This is a genomic window from Vibrio furnissii CIP 102972, assembly GCF_000176175.1.
In the GTDB taxonomy this organism is placed as follows: Bacteria; Pseudomonadota; Gammaproteobacteria; order Enterobacterales; family Vibrionaceae; genus Vibrio; species Vibrio furnissii.
In genome coordinates, this window is sequence record NZ_ACZP01000014.1 from 1,514,624 (window position 1) to 1,534,061 (window position 19,438).

Below are 19,438 nucleotides of genomic sequence, written 5' to 3' on the forward strand. Positions count from 1 at the left end.
TGCTAGGTAAAAAACGGCTCGCGCACCGTGAGCAGGAGACGCGAGCCGGAAGTGAGATTAGTTAGGGATCTTGGCGTCGATACCTTCGACGTACCAGTTCACGCCTGCAAGTTCTTTATCGGTTAGAGAATGACCCGCAGCGATCACGGAATGGCCTTGGTTGTCATTCATCGGGCCGGTAAACGGAACGATAGCGCCAGACTTAATTTTGTCCTCTGTACTGAGTATAGCTTGTTTGATTTCAGCAGGGAGGTTCGGGTTGATGGACACAATCTGCAGCACGTCATCTTTCAGACCGCCCCAGTAATCCTGTGGCTTCCAGTTTTTATCCATCACACCTTCGACGGTTTTGATGTAGTGCGGCGCCCAGTGGTCACGCACGGAGAACATGTGTGCCTTCGGCGCAAAATGGCTCATGTCAGACGCTTGGCCGATCCCCATCACACCACGTTTTTCAGCGGCAATCAGTGGCGCCGGGCTGTCGGTGTGTTGAATGATGATGTCTGCGCCTTGGTCAATCAGTGCGTTCGCTGCATCCGACTCTTTGCCTGGGTCATACCAGGTGTTGACCCAAACAATTTTCAGTTTGATGTCTGGATTGACGCTCTTCGCGCCCAGATAGGTGGCATTGATGTCGCGAATCACTTCCGGAATCGGGAACGTTGCGATGTAGCCCAGCGTGTTGGTTTTGGTGGCCATCCCCGCAGCGACACCAGATACATAACGACCTTCATAGGTGCGCAGCACGTACGTGCCCAAGTTTTTATCCATCTTGTAGCCGGTGGCGTGCTCAAAGGTCACTTTCGGAAAACGTTTCGCCACTTTCGCCGTTGGGTTCATAAAGCCAAAAGAGGTGGTAAAAATCACGTCATTGCCCGATTTTGCCAACTGCGTGATCACGCGTTCTGCATCCGCGCCTTCCGGTACGTTTTCAACAAAGGTGGTTTTGACCTTTCCGCCGAAGTACTTTTCCATTTCGATACGGCCTTGGTCGTGCTCATAGCTCCAACCATGGTCGCCAATCGGCCCGACATAGACAAAGCCGACTTTCAGCGGATCATCCGCCAGCGCCGAAGTTGAGAGCAGTGCAGACACAGAAAGTGCCGCAGCAGTCATCCACTGATTTAGTTTCATGAAATTCTCCGTTTTCATTTTATGGTTTGAGTTGAGATTGTTGCTGTTTGAATTAAGGCGTTCGGTTTGCAACGCATCGTTATGAATGGATAAAGCAAAAACTTGACCAATTGGTCGTGTTTTGAAAATTTATTTTTCATTGATAAGAGAAAGCCTTACACAGCAAGGCATCGAAAGAGAAAGACGTGCTTCAAGCAGGGTAAACATGAGTTGGCGCTGATGTGAGAATGCGTAATTTTGGTGCTTAGTGATTCATGATGTGCACACATTTGATGCAGCTTAAATCAGCCGCTATAAAAATAAAAAAAGCCCGCAGTGCGGGCTTCCTCATGTCGTGACGTTTTCGTCATGACGATACAATTTAGTGACGTTTGGGATCAAATGGCTTGCCTAAACTCATCGGCGTCGCTAGCTTCTGGCGCAGCTCGTTTGAACTGAGCAGAACCATCACCACAACCGTTGCCACATACGGCGTCATTGCCAAGAGGTTTGGTGAAATATCCACGCCCACACCTTGCATCATCAAATGCATGATAGACGTGAAACCAAACAGATACGCGCCCAAAACCAGATAGCCAATTCGCCACGACGCGAACACCACCAAAGCCAGCGCAATCCAGCCGCGGCCTGCGGTCATGTTTTCCATCCACATCGGCGTGTAGGCGAGGGACATATACGCGCCAGCCAAACCTGCCAGCGCGCCTCCGATTAAGGTGACAATGTAACGCACTTTAATCACCTCAATGCCAAGCGCATTGGCTGAGTGAGGATTTTCGCCAACCGCGCGAATAATCAGACCCGCGCGTGTCTTGTGCAGCACCCACCAAGCGCCAACGATCAACACGAAGCTGAGGTAGACCAGCAAGTCATGATTGAACAGCAATGGGCCAATGAACGGAATGTCACTCAGCAGTGGGATCGGTATCGCTTTGAAGCCGACGATCGTCGAACCGACTAAGCTGCCGCCAAGAAACGCACTAAGACCCGTACCAAAGATGGTCAATGCCAGCCCAGTCGCCACCTGATTGGTGCTCAAGGTTAATGTCAAGACGCCAAACAGCAGTGCCATCAACATACCAGCCAACATGGCAACCAGAATGCCAACTAATAAACTGCCGGAGAAATAGGCGCCCGCGAATCCCGCCATCGCGCCCATCAACATCATACCTTCCTGGCCCAAATTCAATACGCCCGTTTTTTCACAAATCAACTCGCCCAAAGCGATGATGAGTAACGGGGTTCCGGTTTTCAATGCCGCAATACACAGCGATTGAATCAATAACGCATCCATTATGCGGCTCCTTTTTCGTCTACAAGCGTGGTTTGAGCGGGCGCCCGTAACGCGCTTTTGGGGACAAAGCGATAGTGAATCAGAAAATCACACGCCAGCAGGAAAAACAGCAGCGTGCCTTGGAAAAGCCCGGTGACCGCGGTTGGCAGCCCGAGTTCGATTTGTGCCAGATCGCTTCCCATGTAGAGCGCGCCCATAAATAGCGATGCGACAATCACACTGATCGGATTCAGACGCCCCAAGTACGCCACGATAATGGCTGCGTAGCCATAGCCCGGCGAAACAGACGGCACCAGTTGACCAATCGGGCCCGCGACTTCGGCTGCGCCAGCAAAACCTGCCAATGCGCCAGCAAACAACATCACGCCCCAAACGAGGCGATGCTCTGAAAAACCGGCGTATTTGGCAGCCGAACGTTCAGAGCCAAGCACGCGTAATTGAAAGCCGGGCAGGGTTTTGAACAGCACAACACCCGAAACCATCGCAATCACGACCGCAACAATGATTGATGCTGAAGCGCGTCCGCTGTCAAACAGTGGATGTAGCAGCGCTGCATCGGCAAACATTTGAGATTCAGGAAAACCAAACCCTTGCGGATCGCGAAGCGGACCATGCACCGCCCACAGCAGCACATACAATCCGATGTAGTTGAGCATGATGGTAGTAAGAATGATGTTGGTGTGAAAACGGCGGTTCAGCCATGTTGGGATTGCAGCCCAGCCTGCGCCTGCAGCCATGCCCGCAATTAAGGTTGCCAGCAGCATGCCAATTCCTGAGGTGTCATCGGCGTTCACCGCGACCGCACTTGCCGCCACGGCGCCAATCAATAACTGGCCTTCCGCACCAATATTCCAGATGTTGGCACGATAACAGAGCGCTAAACCCACGGCACACAGCATCAATGGCGCGGATTTCACCAGTAATTCGCCCAAGTTGTAGCTGTCGGAAAAGGGCATCATCACAAACACCTGAAACGCTTTCACCGGGCTGACGTCCAGCCACACAAACAGCATACTGGAAACAGCGAGCGTTAAGGTCACAGCGATGAACGGCGAGAGCCACATCATCAACTTTGAACTTTCCAGACGAGGTTGCACGTTAAGCATGGGCCACCTCCTGCGACGCCATAAAGCCGCCTGCAATCCACTCACCGATTTGATCAATGGACGTGTCCGCCGTTTTTACCGCCGAAGAAACGTGGCCCTCATAAATTGCGGCGAGGCGATCGCAAAGCACGAACAGCTCATCAATATCTTCAGACACCACCAGAATGGCAGCACCTTGGTCGCGCAATGCGATCAACTGTCGATGAATTGCGCTGGCCGCACCAATATCGACGCCCCAAGTCGGGTGCGCACAAATCAATACACGCGGCGCTTGTGCCACTTCACGCCCCATGATGAATTTTTGCAGATTCCCGCCCGACAAACTTTTCGCTTGCGACTGTTCGTTGCGGCACTTGACCTGATTGGTTTGAATCAGTTTTTGGGCCATAGCTTTGAGTTTGGGAAATTGAATCACACCGCTGCGACAAAGTGAGCGCGTATGCGTCAGCAGGGTATTCTCTTCTAAACTCATCTCCGGTACGGCACCTTGTCCCAAGCGATTGGCCGGGACGTAGGCTAAGCCCAGTTGGCGGCGGCACCCTGCATGCAAATGGCCAATCGGCGTATTTTGCCACTGGATCGCGTCTTTCTCGGCGCGCGTGTCTTCGCCGCTCAGCACGGCCAATAAGTCTTCCTGACCATTGCCCGCAACGCCGGCCAAACCAAAGATTTCGCCACCGCGAAGCTCAAGATTAATGCGCTTTAAGCTGCATCCGAACGGATGAGACGGCGCGAGTGACAGATCGACCGTGCGGAGCACCACCGTTTCACCGGTAGTTTTTGGGTACGTTTCCGACAATTGGGTTTCATCGCCAACCATCATGCGCGCAATTGAATTGGGCGTTTCGCGGGCAGGGTTGCATTCCCCCGTCACTTTGCCGCCACGCAGTATCACAGCGCGATGACAAAGCGTGGTGACTTCCTTTAGCTTGTGGCTGATGAACAAAATCGCGCAGCCTTCAGACGCCAGTTGATTGAGCACGGTAAACAACCCTTCGATCTCCTGCGGGGCCAGTACCGAGGTCGGCTCATCAAGGATCAGCAGTTTTACGTTCTGAATCAAACAACGCAAAATTTCAACCCGTTGGCGCTCGCCGATACTCAGGCTGTGAACGTAACGATCCGGGTCCACGTGCAACTGATATTGTTCGCTTTTTTCGATAATGGTTTGGCGTAAATCATCCAAAGAGTCGAGAAATTCTTTATCTAGCCCCAACTGGATATTTTCTAACACCGTCAGGGTTTCAAACACAGAGAAGTGCTGGAACACCATGCCAATTCCCATGGCGCGGGCTTGATTGGGGGATGTCATGCTGACTTCATGATTGTTCCATAAAATTGCACCTTCACTGGGTGCGTTGACCCCGTAAATCATTTTCACCAGCGTGGACTTGCCAGCGCCATTTTCACCCAGCAACGCAAGAATTTCGCCGGGAAACAGTTTGAGATTCACTTTGTCATTCGCCACGACACCCGGGAAAAACTTACTGAGATTCCACAGTTCGAGAAGTGGTGTAGTCATGTTGAGCAGATTCCTTTCTATTTTTTTTCGAAAGGGTAAATGCAAAAACTTGACCAAGTGTTCAAATCTTGTCGGGATAAGGCGTGAGGGGGATGGCGTATCACGGCACTGAACCATAAATGTGCAACTGCTTAAAAAGAGTGCATATTTCGACGCTTGACAAGCGGTGCATAAGCATTGATTACTGTAATAAAGGGCCAATATGAAAGGAGTTCACTTGGATACGGAACTGAGACCGCAGAAACGCTCAATCTCCGGAGAAATTCGCCGCCGCAATCAGGAATTAATCTTGCAGGCCGCCGCTGATGAGTTCGTCAAACATGGTTACAAAGGCACATCAGTTCAGGCGATTGCTGACCGAGTGAATTTGCCCAAAGCCAACATTCTGTATTACTTCAAGTCCAAAACCGGGCTGTATAAAGCGTTATTGCAAGACATTCTCACGCTGTGGAATGAAGGTTTTTCAGAAAGTGCCATCGACAGTTCGCCACAAGCGGTGCTGCGCAATTATATCGTCGGCAAAATGCGCTACAGCCGAACGCATCCTCAAGAGTCAAAGATTTTCGCTCAAGAGATTATTCAGGGCGCGCCGGTGATTCGTGATGAAATTCAGTTTCCGGTCGTCAACTGGGCAGCAGGCAAAGCGAGTGTGATCAACGCGTGGGTCGAACAGGGCTTAATTCGCCCGGTTGATCCGTTGCATTTGCTGTTTTTGATTTGGGGCGCGACGCAGTTTTACGCAGACTTTGATACCGAAATTCAGCTCATCAAAGGCGCGCCGATGTCTGAAGAAGAGTTTGAACAGGCGCAGCAGTTTCTGGTTGATGTGATTTTACGCGGCTTAGCCGTGACGTCGTAACGTATAGAGCTTCATGGAGGAAGCATTGAGTTCAAATAGTCATCAAAAAGTCCCGTTATTCGGGCTCGGGATCGCCGGTAATTTCGCGGGTCATTTACAGCAAACCGGGGAGGCTAATGCGTTGCAGGGCGCGGTGGATGCCAGTCGCCCGCAGGCACTGTTTCCCTTCTTTGTGCCGAATGCCACGGAACCTTATCTTGCTGTTAATCCGTACTCGTTTGATACCGTATTATTACCATCGGATGTGAATGCAAAAGTGCAGATGGAGCCGGAAATTGCGCTGGTCGTGACGGTGAAATATCTTGGCACGTCGGTGATCGGCTTGGTGCCAGAATCGATGACGTTACTCAACGATTTAACCCATCGCAATGCCGTTGTGAGCAAATTGGCTGAAAAGAAAAACTGGGGCATGGCGTCGAAAGGGATTGCGCCCAATGCGTGGCCATTGAGCAGTTTCAGCGCTGCGGACGGTTTGAGTAAGTATCGGTTCTGTAGCTTTCATGCTCGCGATGGACGTTGGGCTGCGTGTGGCCATGATGTGTCGCTGAGCAACTACAGTTATTGTTATGAGCAGTTGATTTCTTGGTTGATTGAACAGATCAATCAGCAGAAAAACGAAGGTGCATTGCACAGCATCGCAGCGTTACTTGCAGAGGCAGGTTACCCCAAGCGTATGTTGATTTCGTTGGGTTCATCGCGTTATACCGACTATGGCGAGCAACATCACTTGTTGTCCGGTGACGCGTTGTGCGCCGTGTTATACGATTCCAGCCGCATTGATTTGTCGCAGGTGACCGAATTGGTCAAGACAGAGCAGTTTGATGCTTTAAACCAACACCACATCGTGTTGTCACAGCGCTGCTTTACCAAGGGTGATTCGGATTAACGCTGCCGCGATCACTGCATCCAAACACCCCTTCAAAAGCAAAGGAGCCACATGGCTCCTTTTTTACTGCTGCAATGATGTTTGCTACGGCGATAATATTTATGACGGCATCAGATAGCGTTGTGCTTAGGACTTCACGCGATGGCGGCCTTCTTTTTTCGCAGCCAGCAGCAGCTTATCGGCCTGTTCAAACGCGGAAACGAAGTTGTCGTTGCTTTTCATTTCGGTCACGCCAAAACTGCATGTGACAATGTCACCAAAATCATCGATATAGAGATGCCCAATGGCCTGACGCAAACGCTCGGCCACTCGAATCGCACCGGATAAATCATCGCCGGGCAAAAGCAACATGAATTCATCACCGCCAAAGCGCCCAATTTTGTCTGACGGTCGAATTTCTTGTTTGACCAAGTTGGCTATCGCAATCAACACTTTGTCGCCGACAATGTGGCCATGGTTGTCATTGATTGCCTTAAAGTTATCGACATCAAACAGCACCATCGAGACCGGCTGGTTGTAGCGGCGCGCGCGTATCACTTCGTCATGCACGTTGCGAATGAAGAATTGGCGCGTTTGTACATCTGTCAGAATGTCTTGCTCTGAAAGACGACGGAGTTTCTGGTTGTCCACCAGAATGTGGGGCACCCACAACCCAAAATAGGTATTGGCGGCGAGCAAATAGATGGTGAATTGATACACCATGGCGCGATCGGAAAGCCCCAATACATCGACGAACACGGCCGTAAGCGTGCTCAACAGCGCTAAGCTCACGAATGAACGAGTCGCGGTTTCCGTAAACACAATCCACATTTGCGCAATGCCGAGGAAGAAGACCATAAAGACGATTTGCGATGTGGGATACGCACTCACCAGAATGCTGATCACGAACAATATCGCACTGGCTGTCATCAGTTTATAGATAAACGGCGCTTTGGGCGCATCATCAATCAGCGGTTTGAAATGTTTGGTAATCCAGCGACCTTCTGAGGGATAAAATGCCCCCAGCACAGACACTACAATCGGGGTAATCACCACAACGCCAATCAAATCGCCCACCCACCAAGGCACCCAAAGGTCCATGATGTCGCCATACTCAATAATGCCAGTGATCGCGAGCGCTGTAGAGCCGCCGACCGCCGCAACCAACGATGAACAGACCGACAGGATTAGAAACGTCAGAATTAGATTGGGGATTTTCACACTGTCTTGCTGCGAACTGATCTGTTTGAGGAGCGCAGCGCCGAGCCAATAGGAAAAACTGTGGATCGCGGCAAACAACAACCCGGTTGAAACGAGGGTGGTGAACGGTTGTTGCGAACCGTACATGCTGTTTTCCCAAAAGGTGGCAGCAACCGAACAAAACATGAGAACGGGAAGATAAGACCAGCCCAAGACCAGAAATATCGCGAATGTCACCCCAGCAGGCGGAAACCAAATACTCACGTGGGGTTCATATTCCATCAGCGCAGCAGCGCGCCAAAGGATCAGCCAGGCGAGGGCAATGACAATCGGGCGAAGTGATACAAAGCGCATCCATTTACCATATAACGACGGAACATCTTGATTAACAGCCAAATGTCCTCCTTGACACTCACAACTCAGAGACGGCTTATTTAATACTAGTACTGAACATTCACTCAGTAACTACTTATTGCGTTTTTATTCATTTATATACAAGTTGATTAAGGAAATTTGACACAAATCAAAAGATTGAAGCGATGAATCATATGGAGTGGATCGAGTTCTCAACTGGGCGACATACGGATAAACTTTGATACCGCCCGTGCTCGGGATGAACTAACATAACCGATATATTCAACCGAAGGCTGATCACTGGCGACGTATGCTCAATTCCCTTTATCGATTCACCGCAATTAGCGCCCTGTGTTTGTATTCGTCGTGGGGTCATGCCGGGTATGCGTCGATTCAGAATTTTTTGGAAAACAGCTTCGCAGCCACGATTGTGCTGAGCGACAGTGATGTGTTTACCGTGGGGATCAGCGATTTTGACCCCAATGAGTTTCTCAATACGGACAACGAAAACTGGGGCACGGAAGATTCCATCGACAACCGTAAAAAATATGCGGTCTCGACATTGCCGTATACCTTTGAACTGAGCGATCCAGACGCGATAAACCAGCACAGTGTGTTGCTGCGGTTATCCGGCATGGTGACGGAAGAGACGCTGCAGTTTGCCGCCGATGAGCCCAAAGATGACTTTCGCCAAGTGATTGTTGATTTGTACGCGGCGTATCGCTTTCGCCACACATTCAATGAACATTGGTCGTTTGAACCGGGATTTGGCGTGCATCTGCTGCGCTACGAGAACACGCTTGATTACAACAGCCCGACGGGCAAGCAAGTGGCGCCATATCTCGATAATCTGCTGTTTAACACCACCGCATGGGCGAATGTTTACGAACCGCACTTTAAACTCAAATATCAAGCCGAAGAAAGTTGGGGGCGCTGGAATGTCTCTTCCTCATGGCACTATTTTTACGGCTATGGCTGGGGCGATGCAAACCAAGGGGACATTGGTCATCCAGAAGGGTGGTATATCGCTAACACCATCACAGGCGTCTACGACTTTTCTCAAGTTGGCCGCTCGGTGCAGTCAATCTATTCCAGCTTAAGACGTGTGGATGTAGGGAGTGATATTCAACAACCGCTGGGTACGTCCATGTACTACGAAGCGAGTGTGGGTTGGTTGATGACGCCGCCGTTTGAAATCAGCTTTATCGATAACATCGGGATTGGGTTGTCTCTGAATTACGGCAGTGCATTCAAAGGGGGCAGTATTGTGCTGTTCTTTAATCAGGATTAACCGGCATTTTTCACGCAGTTTCGACCTGCTTTTTTCGCGGCGTACAAAGCTTGGTCAGCGAACTTCAACGCCTCATTTGGGTCTCGTTGTAAGGTGCTGTCGCACAAACCGATACTCACCGTGATGTTGACCGACATGCGCTTTGAATCCGAGCGCTGTTTGGCGCCATCTTTGTCATTTTTTGGGCGAGATTCCAGATTACGAATCACCAAGTCATACGCTTCGATATCCGCACGCAATAGCTCGAGATAATCCATCGCTTGTTCTGCGGTTTTACCTTTGAACAGCACTGTAAATTCTTCACCACCGTAGCGATACACCTTCGCGCGCCCTTGCACCATGCGCAAACGAGCCGCAACCAACTTCAACACATCATCACCCGTTTCGTGGCCATACGAATCGTTAAAGCTTTTGAAATGGTCCACATCCACCATCGCCACGGTGAACTTGCGGCCTAAGTGGCGCATATCCAATTCCAGAGCATGCCGCCCCGGCAACTGCGTCAGTCGGTCGTTAAACGCCATCTCATAGCTGGCCGACAGCAAATACAGGATCAGTAACACACCGGCGAGCGAAAACATCGTGCTCGACACATACTGAATCTGGAAAAAGATGAAGGTGTTGGCGGCAAGCAGAATCGAGGTGTAGATCACCACATCCATCAAGCGATTTTTGGTCAAGACAAAAATGCTGGTTACCCCGACCAATGCCGCGAGATACAACACCAAAATGAAGGGCAGTTTCGAGACCTGATCGACGGAATAGAGCAGCCCTTCACTTAATTGTGCGAAGCCGCCCGATTCGTATTGCGTGATGATGAGAAAACACCACACACCAAACATGGCAAGAATGCCCAGATACGTGGCAAAACCACGGCTGAATAATCCGCCATTTTTGAACGCGTAGCTCAACAAACACGCCACGGGGAGCAAAATCGCCAAGAGCGATAACTCCAGCAACGTCGATCCTGAGCTGAGTGGGGTTTGTAACCGATACTGAATGACCCAATAACAGATCAACATCGCGCTGGCGACCATCGCCATACGACTCTGTTTGAACAGATGGGCGATCGCAATCGCTGCGATAAATAGCACGTAAGGAAGATTGCCCGCAAAACCCAAGTTTGAGCGGGTAACCAGAATGACGTTATTCATTCCAAACCACAATGCGCACAGCAAAATGATCGGGAACGCAAACCGAAACCAATACGAGGTAACTAGACTCGATGACATGTTCTAACAACTAGCCATTTGACATAATGACAATTTAAAAAATAGTTATGTGGGCTAGCATACTTCGATTTAATGATTTTCCAAGCCTTTTGCTAAACTTAAGGCGTAAAAGCGAGCGGTTAGCCATAGATTTTATCTAGGATATACGACATTCATTGCCTATCCATTAACTGTTGGCTAGTGTAGCCAGATACCTTATCAGGCCTTGAATACCCTTCAAACCGCTTCATACAGCGAATGCGTTGAGTGATGATGCTGTTGAAGTGGGGGAAGAAAACCGCGAGACTTCGCGATCAGGAGAGTAACGATGCAAATCAGCGTTGATGTTCACAACTACATGGAAACTCTGGTTGGCCAAGTGTTGGCCCAGGACCAATACGTAGACAACTATTCCAACGAGCAATTGGCGGATCTCGCCTGCTTGGCGCTCAGTCAGATTCGTCCGATCTACATTCGTCATGATGTCGATTTTCTGTCGGCACTGCCGGAAGCTCGTTTGGTAGTATTAAAGAAACGGGCGCAGACGGCCGTGCAAGCCGCTGAGTCAATGATCGTGGACGATCGTCGTAAAAATCGTGATGATGACGAGGTTCCGGTGGTGATTGCCCAAACGCGTTTTGATGAAGACGCGGAACTTGAATGGTACGAAAAGCCGATTGTCGGGCATAAAAACCAGCATTAAATTGAATTACCCAAAGGAGTTATTGTGGGACTGTTTTCTCGTTTATTTGGCGGTAAGTCAGAAAATCAAATCGAAGTGGTTCAACCGGTTGAATACAAAGGCTTTCTCATTTACCAAGAGCCGATTTCAGAAGGTGGCCAGTATCGTATTGCCGGACGCATCACCAAAGAGGTTGATGGCGAATTGCAAACCCATCGCTTCATTCGTTCAGACGTCGTGCCCAGTAAGGACGACGCCAAAGAATTGATGCTGAAAAAAGCGCAAATGTTCATTGATCAAATGGGTGGAAAGATCTTCTCTTAACTCATCCAGTCGTTGACAGAAATCATAAATAAAAGGGCCATAAGTCGATATGCTGATGGCTCTTTTGTTTTTTTGTGTACTTTGCAAATTCCTGTTTTTATAGATATTTGTCTATACTGGTTTGACCTCTGCTGAGTTGATGCGCTGTTGTATTCCGTGCCTCGGTTCAACAGAATCCTTTACTACCTCACGTAGTAAGCAAAGAAAGTGTGTATTTATATAACAAAGAGCTTGAAGTTAGGTGAGTCGTTAGATAAAAACAGAATAATCATTGTGCCAATAGTCAAGGAACTGCTATGCAAATTGGTGTACCAAAAGAAATACTCGCAGGAGAAACGCGAGTCGCTGCTTCCCCCTCGTCGGTTGAACAGCTCATTAAGCTAGGGTTTGAGGTCGTTATCGAATCTCAGGCAGGATCGCTGGCCAGTTTCGAAGATGCTGCTTATCAAGCAGCGGGCGCGACCATGGCGAGTAAAGATGACGTATGGCAATCGGACATCGTCTTAAAAGTGAATGCACCTGTCAGCAACGAAGAAGTTGATGAAATTTCTTTGCTCAAGGAAGGCGCAACACTAATTAGCTTCATCTGGCCGGCGCAAAATGCTGAACTGATGGAAAAACTCACCGTGAAAAGCATCAACGTGATGGCGATGGACTGCGTACCTCGTATTTCACGCGCTCAGGCGCTGGATGCTTTGTCTTCCATGGCCAATATTGCCGGGTATCGTGCGGTCGTTGAAGCGGCGCATGAATTCGGTCGCTTCTTTACCGGCCAAATCACTGCGGCAGGTAAAGTCCCACCGGCGAAAGTATTCGTTGCGGGTGCTGGCGTTGCTGGCCTTGCTGCGATCGGCGCTGCCGGTAGCCTCGGTGCCATTGTTCGCGCATTCGATGTTCGTCCAGAAGTGAAAGAACAAGTACAGTCGATGGGCGCTGAGTTCCTTGAAGTGGATTACAAGGAAAACTCTGGCTCTGGCGACGGTTACGCAAAAGAGATGTCGGATGACTTCAACAAGAAAGCGGCTGAACTGTACGCCGCGCAAGCGAAAGACGTTGATATCATCATCACCACGGCACTGATCCCTGGCAAACCTGCGCCAAAACTGGTGACCAAGGCGATGGTCGACAGCATGAAGCCGGGTAGTGTGATTGTCGATTTGGCCGCAGCCAACGGCGGTAACTGTGAATACACCGTCAAAGATGAAGTGTTTGTCACCCCCAATGGCGTCAAAGTGATTGGCTACACCGACATGGTTGGTCGCCTGCCAACGCAATCATCTCAGTTGTACGCAACCAACCTTGTGAACCTGCTGAAACTGCTCTGCAAAGAGAAAGACGGCAACATCGATATCAACTTTGATGATGTCGTGCTGCGCGGTGTCACCGTGGTGAAAGCGGGTGAGATTACTTGGCCTGCGCCACCGATTCAGGTGTCAGCGCAACCTCAGCAGCAAGCGAAAGCACAGCCGGTAAAAGAGAAGAAAGAAGAGAAACCTGTTTCACCGGTGAAAAAACTGGTGGGTTTGGCTGTTGGTGTCGGCGCATTTGCGTGGATTGCATCAGTCGCGCCAGCCGCGTTCCTCGGTCACTTTACCGTGTTCGTATTGGCTTGTGTGGTGGGTTACTACGTCGTTTGGAACGTCACGCATTCATTGCATACGCCGCTGATGTCAGTAACCAACGCGATCTCAGGCATTATCGTAGTAGGTGCACTACTGCAAATCGGGCAAGGAAACGGTGCTGTCACTTTCCTTGCATTTATCGCAGTGCTGATTGCAAGCATCAACATCTTTGGTGGCTTTACCGTGACCAAACGTATGCTTGAAATGTTCCGTAAAAACTAAGGGAGTACACAATGTCTGCAGGATTAGTACAAGCGGCGTACATTGTTGCTGCTCTGTTTTTCATTTTGAGTTTGGCAGGTCTGTCGAAGCAGGAGTCTGCGAAGGCAGGTAACTATTACGGTATCGCGGGGATGACCATCGCGTTGCTGGCAACAATCTTCAGCCCTGGCGCTTCAGGCCTCGCGTGGATCATTCTGGCGATGGTGATTGGTGGCTCGATCGGGATGCATTTCGCGAAGAAAGTTGAAATGACCGAAATGCCAGAATTGGTCGCTATTCTTCACAGCTTTGTGGGGATGGCTGCGGTTTTGGTCGGTTACAACAGCTATCTGGATGCGCCAGAAGTGGCCACCCATGCTGAACATGTCATTCACCTTGTTGAAGTCTTTATCGGTGTGTTCATTGGTGCGGTGACGTTTACCGGTTCCATCGTGGCCTTCGGTAAACTGCGTGGCATCATCAAATCATCACCTTTGAATCTACCCCACAAGCATAAGCTGAACCTTGCAGCGCTGGTGATCTCAGCCTTGTTGCTGACTCGCTTTGTGAACGCTGACGGCAGCATGTTTGCGCTGATCGTGATGACACTGATTGCGTTCGCGTTCGGTTACCACTTGGTGGCTTCAATCGGCGGTGCCGATATGCCAGTTGTGGTATCGATGCTGAACTCGTACTCAGGTTGGGCGGCCGCGGCAGCAGGCTTTATGCTGGCAAACGATCTTTTGATCGTGACCGGTGCGCTGGTTGGTTCTTCAGGTGCAATTCTGTCTTACATCATGTGTAAGGCGATGAACCGTTCGTTCATTAGCGTGATCGCAGGTGGCTTTGGCCAAGAAGTTGTGATTAGTTCAGATGAAGAGCAGGGTGAACATCGCGAGATCAACGCTGAAGATGTGGCGGATATGCTGAAAAACTCGAAGTCTGTAATCATCACTCCGGGATACGGTATGGCGGTTGCACAGGCTCAGTACCCAGTCTTTGAGATCACCGAAAAACTTCGTGCCATGGGTGTTGAAGTGCGATTTGGTATTCACCCGGTAGCGGGGCGTCTGCCTGGTCACATGAACGTACTGTTGGCGGAAGCGAAAGTGCCTTACGACATCGTATTGGAAATGGATGAGATCAACGATGATTTCTCAGACACCGATACCGTGTTGGTGATTGGCGCGAACGACACCGTGAACCCAGCGGCGCAAGAAGATCCGAACAGCCCAATCGCGGGGATGCCGGTTCTGGAAGTGTGGCACGCACAAAACGTTATCGTATTCAAACGTTCGATGAATACGGGTTACGCGGGTGTGCAAAACCCACTGTTCTTTAAAGAGAACACATACATGCTGTTTGGCGATGCGAAAGATAGTGTAGACGCCATTTCTAAAGCACTGTAATCTCCGATTCTCAAGACACAAGAAGCCAGCATTTAGCTGGCTTCTTTATTATTCGATGATGCATTATTGACAGCAATATAACACGCCAAATGTATCTTTCTAAGAGAATACGTTATAGTTTTGTAACCCTATGATCTGCCGAAGATTCAAATTGATTAAAGCGATACTCAGAACCCTAGCAGTTTTAGGGCTATTCACATCAACCTCATCTTATGCAGATTCGCTGCCTGAGCGCATCGATCTGTTTGTATCGCTATTTGACTACCAATCGGCCGTTGTATCGTACGACATTCGCGAAATCCAGAATGACTACCCAACACGTCTTCTGACGCCCGATACCATGTTGCCGCAAACCTCCGCTTATCCATTAAAAGATATCCAGCAACTGTATAGCCTGGCTCAAACCTGTACCGGAAAACTACCGCTCAACCCACTGGTCACCGAACCGCTGGTTTTTACACGCGCCATCTGTAAAGGCACGCAGTTACCCATGCGTTGGTTTGCCCGCAGCGCGTTGATTCACCCTGGCGGTGGGACATACGCTTCGCGCTATGCGGAAGTCCACACCGACAAAACAAGCGACCTGCAACAATACATGCACATTCAGGAACGTCCGCAAGCCGAAACCAACACCTTATTGGGCCGTTTGCAGAGCATGAATGAAGACACGATGACAGCATTGATCGCCGGCGCCGTTATGTTTGGGGACGATACGGAACTTTGGCTGAGAAAAGGGGACGAATATTACGTTTTCGATGAAGAAACTTGGAATCGAAACGCCAGCAAAGCCGGATTATCGTTTAACATAGTCACTTCAGACAGCACGTGCTTTGTGCAGCGCGGCAACATCTGTTGGGACATTGAAGATCATTCTGATTTGTTACGAATTAGTATGGTCGCATTGGTGATTGCCAACATACTTTTGGTATTTGGTTGGTCAATTTATCGTTGGAATTCAAAGCGTCAGGACATGAAGAGCCGCATGCTCATTCTGCAAATCCTTACGCATGAGCTACGCACACCGATCGCAAGCCTGTCGTTGACCGTCGAAGGCTTTCGTCGCGAATTTGAACATTTGCCTGAGTCTGTATACGATGAGTTCCGTAGACTGTGTGAAGATTCACGTCGATTAAGGCAATTGGCAGAGGCAAGTAAGGATTATTTGCAATCTGATAACAAACCTCTTGCAACAGACTGGGTTCCGTCCGTTGAAGAGTGGTTACAATACAAGGTTGAAGAGGAATTCGCCGAGCCGGTAGAACTCAAAATTAACGAAGACATTGCAGCCAAACTGAATGTCTACTGGCTGGGGACTTGTGTCGATAATTTAATACGCAACGCGGTCAAATATGGCGTTGCGCCCGTGACATTGGAAGTAATTACTAAATCTAACTCTGTCACAATCAAGGTTACGGACCAAGGAACGCTTACAAACAAGGATTGGCGTCATTTACGCAAGCCATTTGTCAGTAAAAGTGGCTTAGGACTTGGCTTAACTATAGTAGAATCGATGGTCGGGCGAATGGGTGGAACAATGACCCTAATCGGACCGCCGACCACTTTTATATTGGAGATACCCTGTGAAACAGACATTGCTTCTCGTTGAAGATGATAAAAACCTAGCTGACGGACTTCTAGTTAGTTTGGAGCAAGCAGGATATGACTGTTTACATGCAGAGACGATTGCTGGTGTAAAGCAATATTGGGAAAAAGCCGACTTGGTGATTCTTGACCGTCAGTTACCTGATGGCGACTCAGTGCAGCACCTCGCGGATTGGAAAAAACTGAAAGACGTGCCAGTCATTTTGCTGACTGCGCTTGTCACCGTGAAAGATAAAGTGACCGGTTTAGATGCAGGCGCCAACGACTATCTAACAAAACCTTTTGCCGAAGCAGAATTATTTGCCCGCGTGCGCGCTCAGCTTCGTTCTCCTGAAAATGAAGATCAGGATGACAGCAAAGTCGTGACTGCGAATTTAACCATCGATAAAGCCACTCGCGAAGTGTTCTTTAATGGTGAATCGATCACGCTTACACGTACTGAATTCGACCTGCTGCTGTTTTTAGCAAGCAACCTTGGCCGCGTATTTACACGTGATGAACTGCTGGATCATGTGTGGGGTTACAACCATTTCCCAACCACACGTACCGTGGACACCCACGTTCTACAGCTACGCCAAAAACTACCAGGTTTAGAAATCGAAACGCTGCGTGGTGTTGGCTACAAAATGAAAGCGTAACGAATGCGAATAACTGCGTTACTGATGGGCACGCTACTATGCGTGCCTCTTTCAGCACAAAGTGTGGAGTGGTTTGAGAACAACACACCGCTTACACAAGCTCATCAACATCTGCTCAACAACGATTTAGAGAGCATGTTTGCCTCTCTGGTTGAAGTGTGGCAGCTTGAACACAACAAAAATATCAAATCCCATCTGAATGATCTTCTCGTTCAGTCACTGACGGTCGATTGCGGTAAAGGGTTGGACAGCAAACCTTTTCCAGAATGGATTAAATCGGTGTTGATTCGTCGTATCGACATTCAAAGTCCAGGTCGTGATGCTTACCAAGTTCTCATTGATACCAAAGCGAAGAAGGCGATTGCCGACATTCGTTTAACGCAATGGGTTGATAAACCACTGTCCAATGACAGTACGTTTACTCGCACTGACCGTGACAACGTCACAAGTCAAAACATCTCGTATCTCAAACGCTACAACCTCAATACCAAATTGAACATGGGTCTGTATCGTTTAGACATTACCGCCAACGACCAAGAATCGTGGAGCGCTTGGGTGATTTTTGGTGAACCCAAAGCAAAGCAAACCGTACGTTGGGCGTCGAAAGATCAGTGGGTGGTTGAAAAGAACGCACTGCTTAATCGTTTCTGTCCGTTGCCTAAATTGGGCGTGTCGGTTTTCGATTATGTGGATGGTAAATACAAAGAGATTTGGAATCAGAGCTACGAATCCGATTATCCAACCTCATTGGAACTGAACAATCTCCCTTCCGATCGTTATGTTTTAGCCGTCTCGATGACGCATCAACGGTGGCAAGGGCCCATCACAATTGAGCAATCTCAAGTTATCAGCAAAACATATGACGTTTCTCTAGAGGAATAGCTAAAGATAATAGAGAATATGCCGCTATAAAACGAAACGGAACTTACGGTTTATATCGGCATGAATAACAAACTCAAATTTCTTGCGCTGTCAGTCGCGATTGCCGCGCCCAGTGCCTTTGCAGCAAACTACGCCGTAGAAGCTCGCGGTGATGCCATGGGCGGCGTTGGTGTCGTCTCCGCCAACTACCTCACAGCCCCATTTTATAACCCTGCAATCGTTGCCATTTACCGACGCAATGACGATGCAGGCATGATTCTTCCCAGTATCGGCTTTACCTACAACGACCCAGATCAAATGGTCGATGGCATGGATAACATTTCCAGCATAATCGACAGTGGCGATCTCAACCGCGCTGGCGAATTGCAAACAGCCATGAACGACGTCAGTGGTGACGTTCTTAGCGCCCATCTTGGTGGCGTTGTCGCATTTGGTATCCCAAACCGCTATCTTGCTATGAACATTTTTGGTAAGGCGTATACCGAATCTTTTGCCACCACGAACATCGCAGATTCCTGCCCGAGTTACACAGAAGGCTCGGATGAGTGTACCTTTGAGAAAGCGCAAAACAGTACTGTTAACGCAGTGTCCGTCGCCGTGACTGAAGTCGGGATCACGTTTGCGAAATACCAAACGTTCATGGGACAACACATATCCTTTGGTATCAGCCCGAAACTACAACGCATCTATACCTACGTCTACGAAGCCAGCCTCAACGATTACGATATCAAAGATCTGCGCGAAAACAGCAATGGCGAAACCACGTTTAATATCGATGCCGGTGCACTTTGGTTCTACGGGCCGTTTCGTATCGGTGTGGCCGCGACCAACTTGATCAGCCGAGACATCGAAACGAAAAGCGTCGCGTCTAAAGTGTCAGGGAATCCCAACCTACAATACGCTTATCAAATTCGTCCGCAATTTACAGTCGGTGCCGGTTTAGTTGCAGATTACGTCACTTTAAGTGTCGACTACGATATCAATGAAGATCAACGCTACAAAAGTTTTGCCGACAATACACAAATGATTCGTGTTGGTGGCGAAATCGATTTGATGCGCCAACTGAAACTGCGGGCAGGGTATTATAAAAACTTAGCCTATAGCGGTAGTGAAGGGACGGTTACGGCCGGTGTGGGGATCTCGCCACTGAACCTGTTCCAATTGGATATTGGTGCCAGCTACACCAACGAAGATGCCATGGGCGGTTTCATAAACTTCCTTGCGAGTTACTAAACGAACCACTAT

17 protein-coding genes are annotated in these 19,438 nt (G+C 49.2%); 11 read left to right on the forward strand and 6 right to left on the reverse strand.

The window, feature by feature from the left end:
• Positions 1–57 precede the first annotated feature (57 nt).
• From VFA_RS17130 to VFA_RS17145, 4 genes are all read right to left on the reverse strand, one after another.
• Positions 58–1,134 carry a BMP family ABC transporter substrate-binding protein gene (locus VFA_RS17130; RefSeq protein ID WP_004728124.1) on the reverse strand — a complete coding sequence of 359 codons (1,077 nt, stop codon included), beginning with the start codon at positions 1,132–1,134 and terminating at the stop codon, positions 58–60.
• Between the two features lie 361 nt (positions 1,135–1,495).
• Positions 1,496–2,425, reverse strand: a complete 930-nt coding sequence (locus tag VFA_RS17135) for an ABC transporter permease (protein WP_004728125.1) — start codon at positions 2,423–2,425, stop codon at positions 1,496–1,498.
• Positions 2,425–3,531 carry an ABC transporter permease gene (locus VFA_RS17140; RefSeq protein ID WP_004728126.1) on the reverse strand — a complete coding sequence of 369 codons (1,107 nt, stop codon included), beginning with the start codon at positions 3,529–3,531 and terminating at the stop codon, positions 2,425–2,427. The genes VFA_RS17135 and VFA_RS17140 overlap by 1 nt, the downstream gene beginning before the upstream one ends.
• A complete protein-coding gene (locus VFA_RS17145; RefSeq protein ID WP_004728127.1) occupies positions 3,524–5,053 on the reverse strand; it encodes an ABC transporter ATP-binding protein in 1,530 nt (509 codons plus the stop codon). Before VFA_RS17145 ends, VFA_RS17140 begins: the two co-directional genes overlap by 8 nt.
• A gap of 217 nt (positions 5,054–5,270) precedes the next feature.
• On the opposite strand from VFA_RS17145, the gene VFA_RS17150 reads away from it, so the two are divergent.
• Together VFA_RS17150 and VFA_RS17155 are read left to right on the forward strand one after the other, a co-directional pair.
• A complete protein-coding gene (locus VFA_RS17150; RefSeq protein ID WP_004728128.1) occupies positions 5,271–5,912 on the forward strand; it encodes a TetR family transcriptional regulator C-terminal domain-containing protein in 642 nt (213 codons plus the stop codon).
• Positions 5,913–5,937: 25 nt separating this feature from the next.
• Positions 5,938–6,798, forward strand: a complete 861-nt coding sequence (locus VFA_RS17155) for a DUF5718 family protein (RefSeq protein WP_232281741.1) — start codon at positions 5,938–5,940, stop codon at positions 6,796–6,798.
• 126 nt (positions 6,799–6,924) lie between these two features.
• Here the strand turns inward: VFA_RS17155 and VFA_RS17160 are convergent, their stop codons facing one another.
• On the reverse strand, positions 6,925–8,373 hold the full coding sequence (locus VFA_RS17160; RefSeq protein WP_232281742.1) for a sensor domain-containing diguanylate cyclase: 1,449 nt from the start codon (positions 8,371–8,373) through the stop codon (positions 6,925–6,927).
• Between the two features lie 268 nt (positions 8,374–8,641).
• Between VFA_RS17160 and VFA_RS17165 the strand changes: the two genes are divergently transcribed.
• Positions 8,642–9,622 (forward strand): Solitary outer membrane autotransporter beta-barrel domain, encoded by a 981-nt coding sequence (locus tag VFA_RS17165; RefSeq protein ID WP_004728131.1) that lies wholly within the window; start codon positions 8,642–8,644, stop codon positions 9,620–9,622.
• Here VFA_RS17165 and VFA_RS17170 read toward each other — a convergent pair.
• Complete coding sequence (locus VFA_RS17170) at positions 9,619–10,854, reverse strand: GGDEF domain-containing protein (RefSeq protein ID WP_038152123.1); 1,236 nt, start codon at positions 10,852–10,854, stop codon at positions 9,619–9,621. The two genes, VFA_RS17165 and VFA_RS17170, sit on opposite strands and share 4 nt — an antisense overlap.
• Positions 10,855–11,161: 307 nt before the next feature.
• Between VFA_RS17170 and VFA_RS17175 the strand changes: the two genes are divergently transcribed.
• The 8 genes from VFA_RS17175 (at position 11,162) to VFA_RS17210 (ending at position 19,426) form a co-directional block, all read left to right on the forward strand.
• The gene (locus VFA_RS17175) at positions 11,162–11,536 is read left to right on the forward strand and encodes a late competence development ComFB family protein (protein WP_004728133.1); all 375 of its coding nucleotides are present in this window, start codon (positions 11,162–11,164) and stop codon (positions 11,534–11,536) included.
• A gap of 24 nt (positions 11,537–11,560) precedes the next feature.
• Positions 11,561–11,839 (forward strand): HlyU family transcriptional regulator, encoded by a 279-nt coding sequence (locus VFA_RS17180; RefSeq protein ID WP_004728134.1) that lies wholly within the window; start codon positions 11,561–11,563, stop codon positions 11,837–11,839.
• Between the two features lie 296 nt (positions 11,840–12,135).
• A complete protein-coding gene (locus tag VFA_RS17185; RefSeq protein ID WP_004728135.1) occupies positions 12,136–13,683 on the forward strand; it encodes a Re/Si-specific NAD(P)(+) transhydrogenase subunit alpha in 1,548 nt (515 codons plus the stop codon).
• An 11-nt stretch (positions 13,684–13,694) separates the two neighbouring features.
• Positions 13,695–15,071, forward strand: a complete 1,377-nt coding sequence (pntB, locus tag VFA_RS17190) for a Re/Si-specific NAD(P)(+) transhydrogenase subunit beta (RefSeq protein WP_004728136.1) — start codon at positions 13,695–13,697, stop codon at positions 15,069–15,071.
• Positions 15,072–15,201: 130 nt separating this feature from the next.
• On the forward strand, positions 15,202–16,677 hold the full coding sequence (gene vxrA / locus VFA_RS17195; RefSeq protein WP_004728137.1) for a sensor histidine kinase VxrA: 1,476 nt from the start codon (positions 15,202–15,204) through the stop codon (positions 16,675–16,677).
• Entirely contained in the window at positions 16,652–17,311 is a 660-nt protein-coding gene (vxrB, locus tag VFA_RS17200; RefSeq protein ID WP_038152126.1) for a response regulator transcription factor VxrB, read from the forward strand. Before vxrA ends, vxrB begins: the two co-directional genes overlap by 26 nt.
• 3 nt (positions 17,312–17,314) lie before the next feature.
• Complete coding sequence (locus VFA_RS17205) at positions 17,315–18,193, forward strand: DUF2861 family protein (RefSeq protein WP_038152129.1); 879 nt, start codon at positions 17,315–17,317, stop codon at positions 18,191–18,193.
• Positions 18,194–18,253: 60 nt separating this feature from the next.
• The gene (locus VFA_RS17210) at positions 18,254–19,426 is read left to right on the forward strand and encodes a conjugal transfer protein TraF (protein ID WP_004728140.1); all 1,173 of its coding nucleotides are present in this window, start codon (positions 18,254–18,256) and stop codon (positions 19,424–19,426) included.
• The last annotated feature ends 12 nt before the right edge of the window (positions 19,427–19,438 follow it).

Excerpts from the sequence above, each read along its gene's own strand:
- VFA_RS17130 (WP_004728124.1), bottom strand. The coding sequence starts at position 1,134 with ATGAAACTAAATCAGTGGATGACTGCTGCGGCACTTTCTGTGTCTGCA.
- VFA_RS17135 (WP_004728125.1), bottom strand. The coding sequence starts at position 2,425 with ATGGATGCGTTATTGATTCAATCGCTGTGTATTGCGGCATTGAAAACC.
- VFA_RS17140 (WP_004728126.1), bottom strand. The coding sequence starts at position 3,531 with ATGCTTAACGTGCAACCTCGTCTGGAAAGTTCAAAGTTGATGATGTGG.
- VFA_RS17145 (WP_004728127.1), bottom strand. The coding sequence starts at position 5,053 with ATGACTACACCACTTCTCGAACTGTGGAATCTCAGTAAGTTTTTCCCG.
- VFA_RS17165 (WP_004728131.1), top strand. The coding sequence starts at position 8,642 with ATGCTCAATTCCCTTTATCGATTCACCGCAATTAGCGCCCTGTGTTTG.
- VFA_RS17170 (WP_038152123.1), bottom strand. The coding sequence starts at position 10,854 with ATGTCATCGAGTCTAGTTACCTCGTATTGGTTTCGGTTTGCGTTCCCG.
- VFA_RS17175 (WP_004728133.1), top strand. The coding sequence starts at position 11,162 with ATGCAAATCAGCGTTGATGTTCACAACTACATGGAAACTCTGGTTGGC.
- VFA_RS17185 (WP_004728135.1), top strand. The coding sequence starts at position 12,136 with ATGCAAATTGGTGTACCAAAAGAAATACTCGCAGGAGAAACGCGAGTC.
- pntB (WP_004728136.1), top strand. The coding sequence starts at position 13,695 with ATGTCTGCAGGATTAGTACAAGCGGCGTACATTGTTGCTGCTCTGTTT.
- vxrA (WP_004728137.1), top strand. The coding sequence starts at position 15,202 with ATGATCTGCCGAAGATTCAAATTGATTAAAGCGATACTCAGAACCCTA.
- VFA_RS17205 (WP_038152129.1), top strand. The coding sequence starts at position 17,315 with ATGCGAATAACTGCGTTACTGATGGGCACGCTACTATGCGTGCCTCTT.
- VFA_RS17210 (WP_004728140.1), top strand. The coding sequence starts at position 18,254 with ATGAATAACAAACTCAAATTTCTTGCGCTGTCAGTCGCGATTGCCGCG.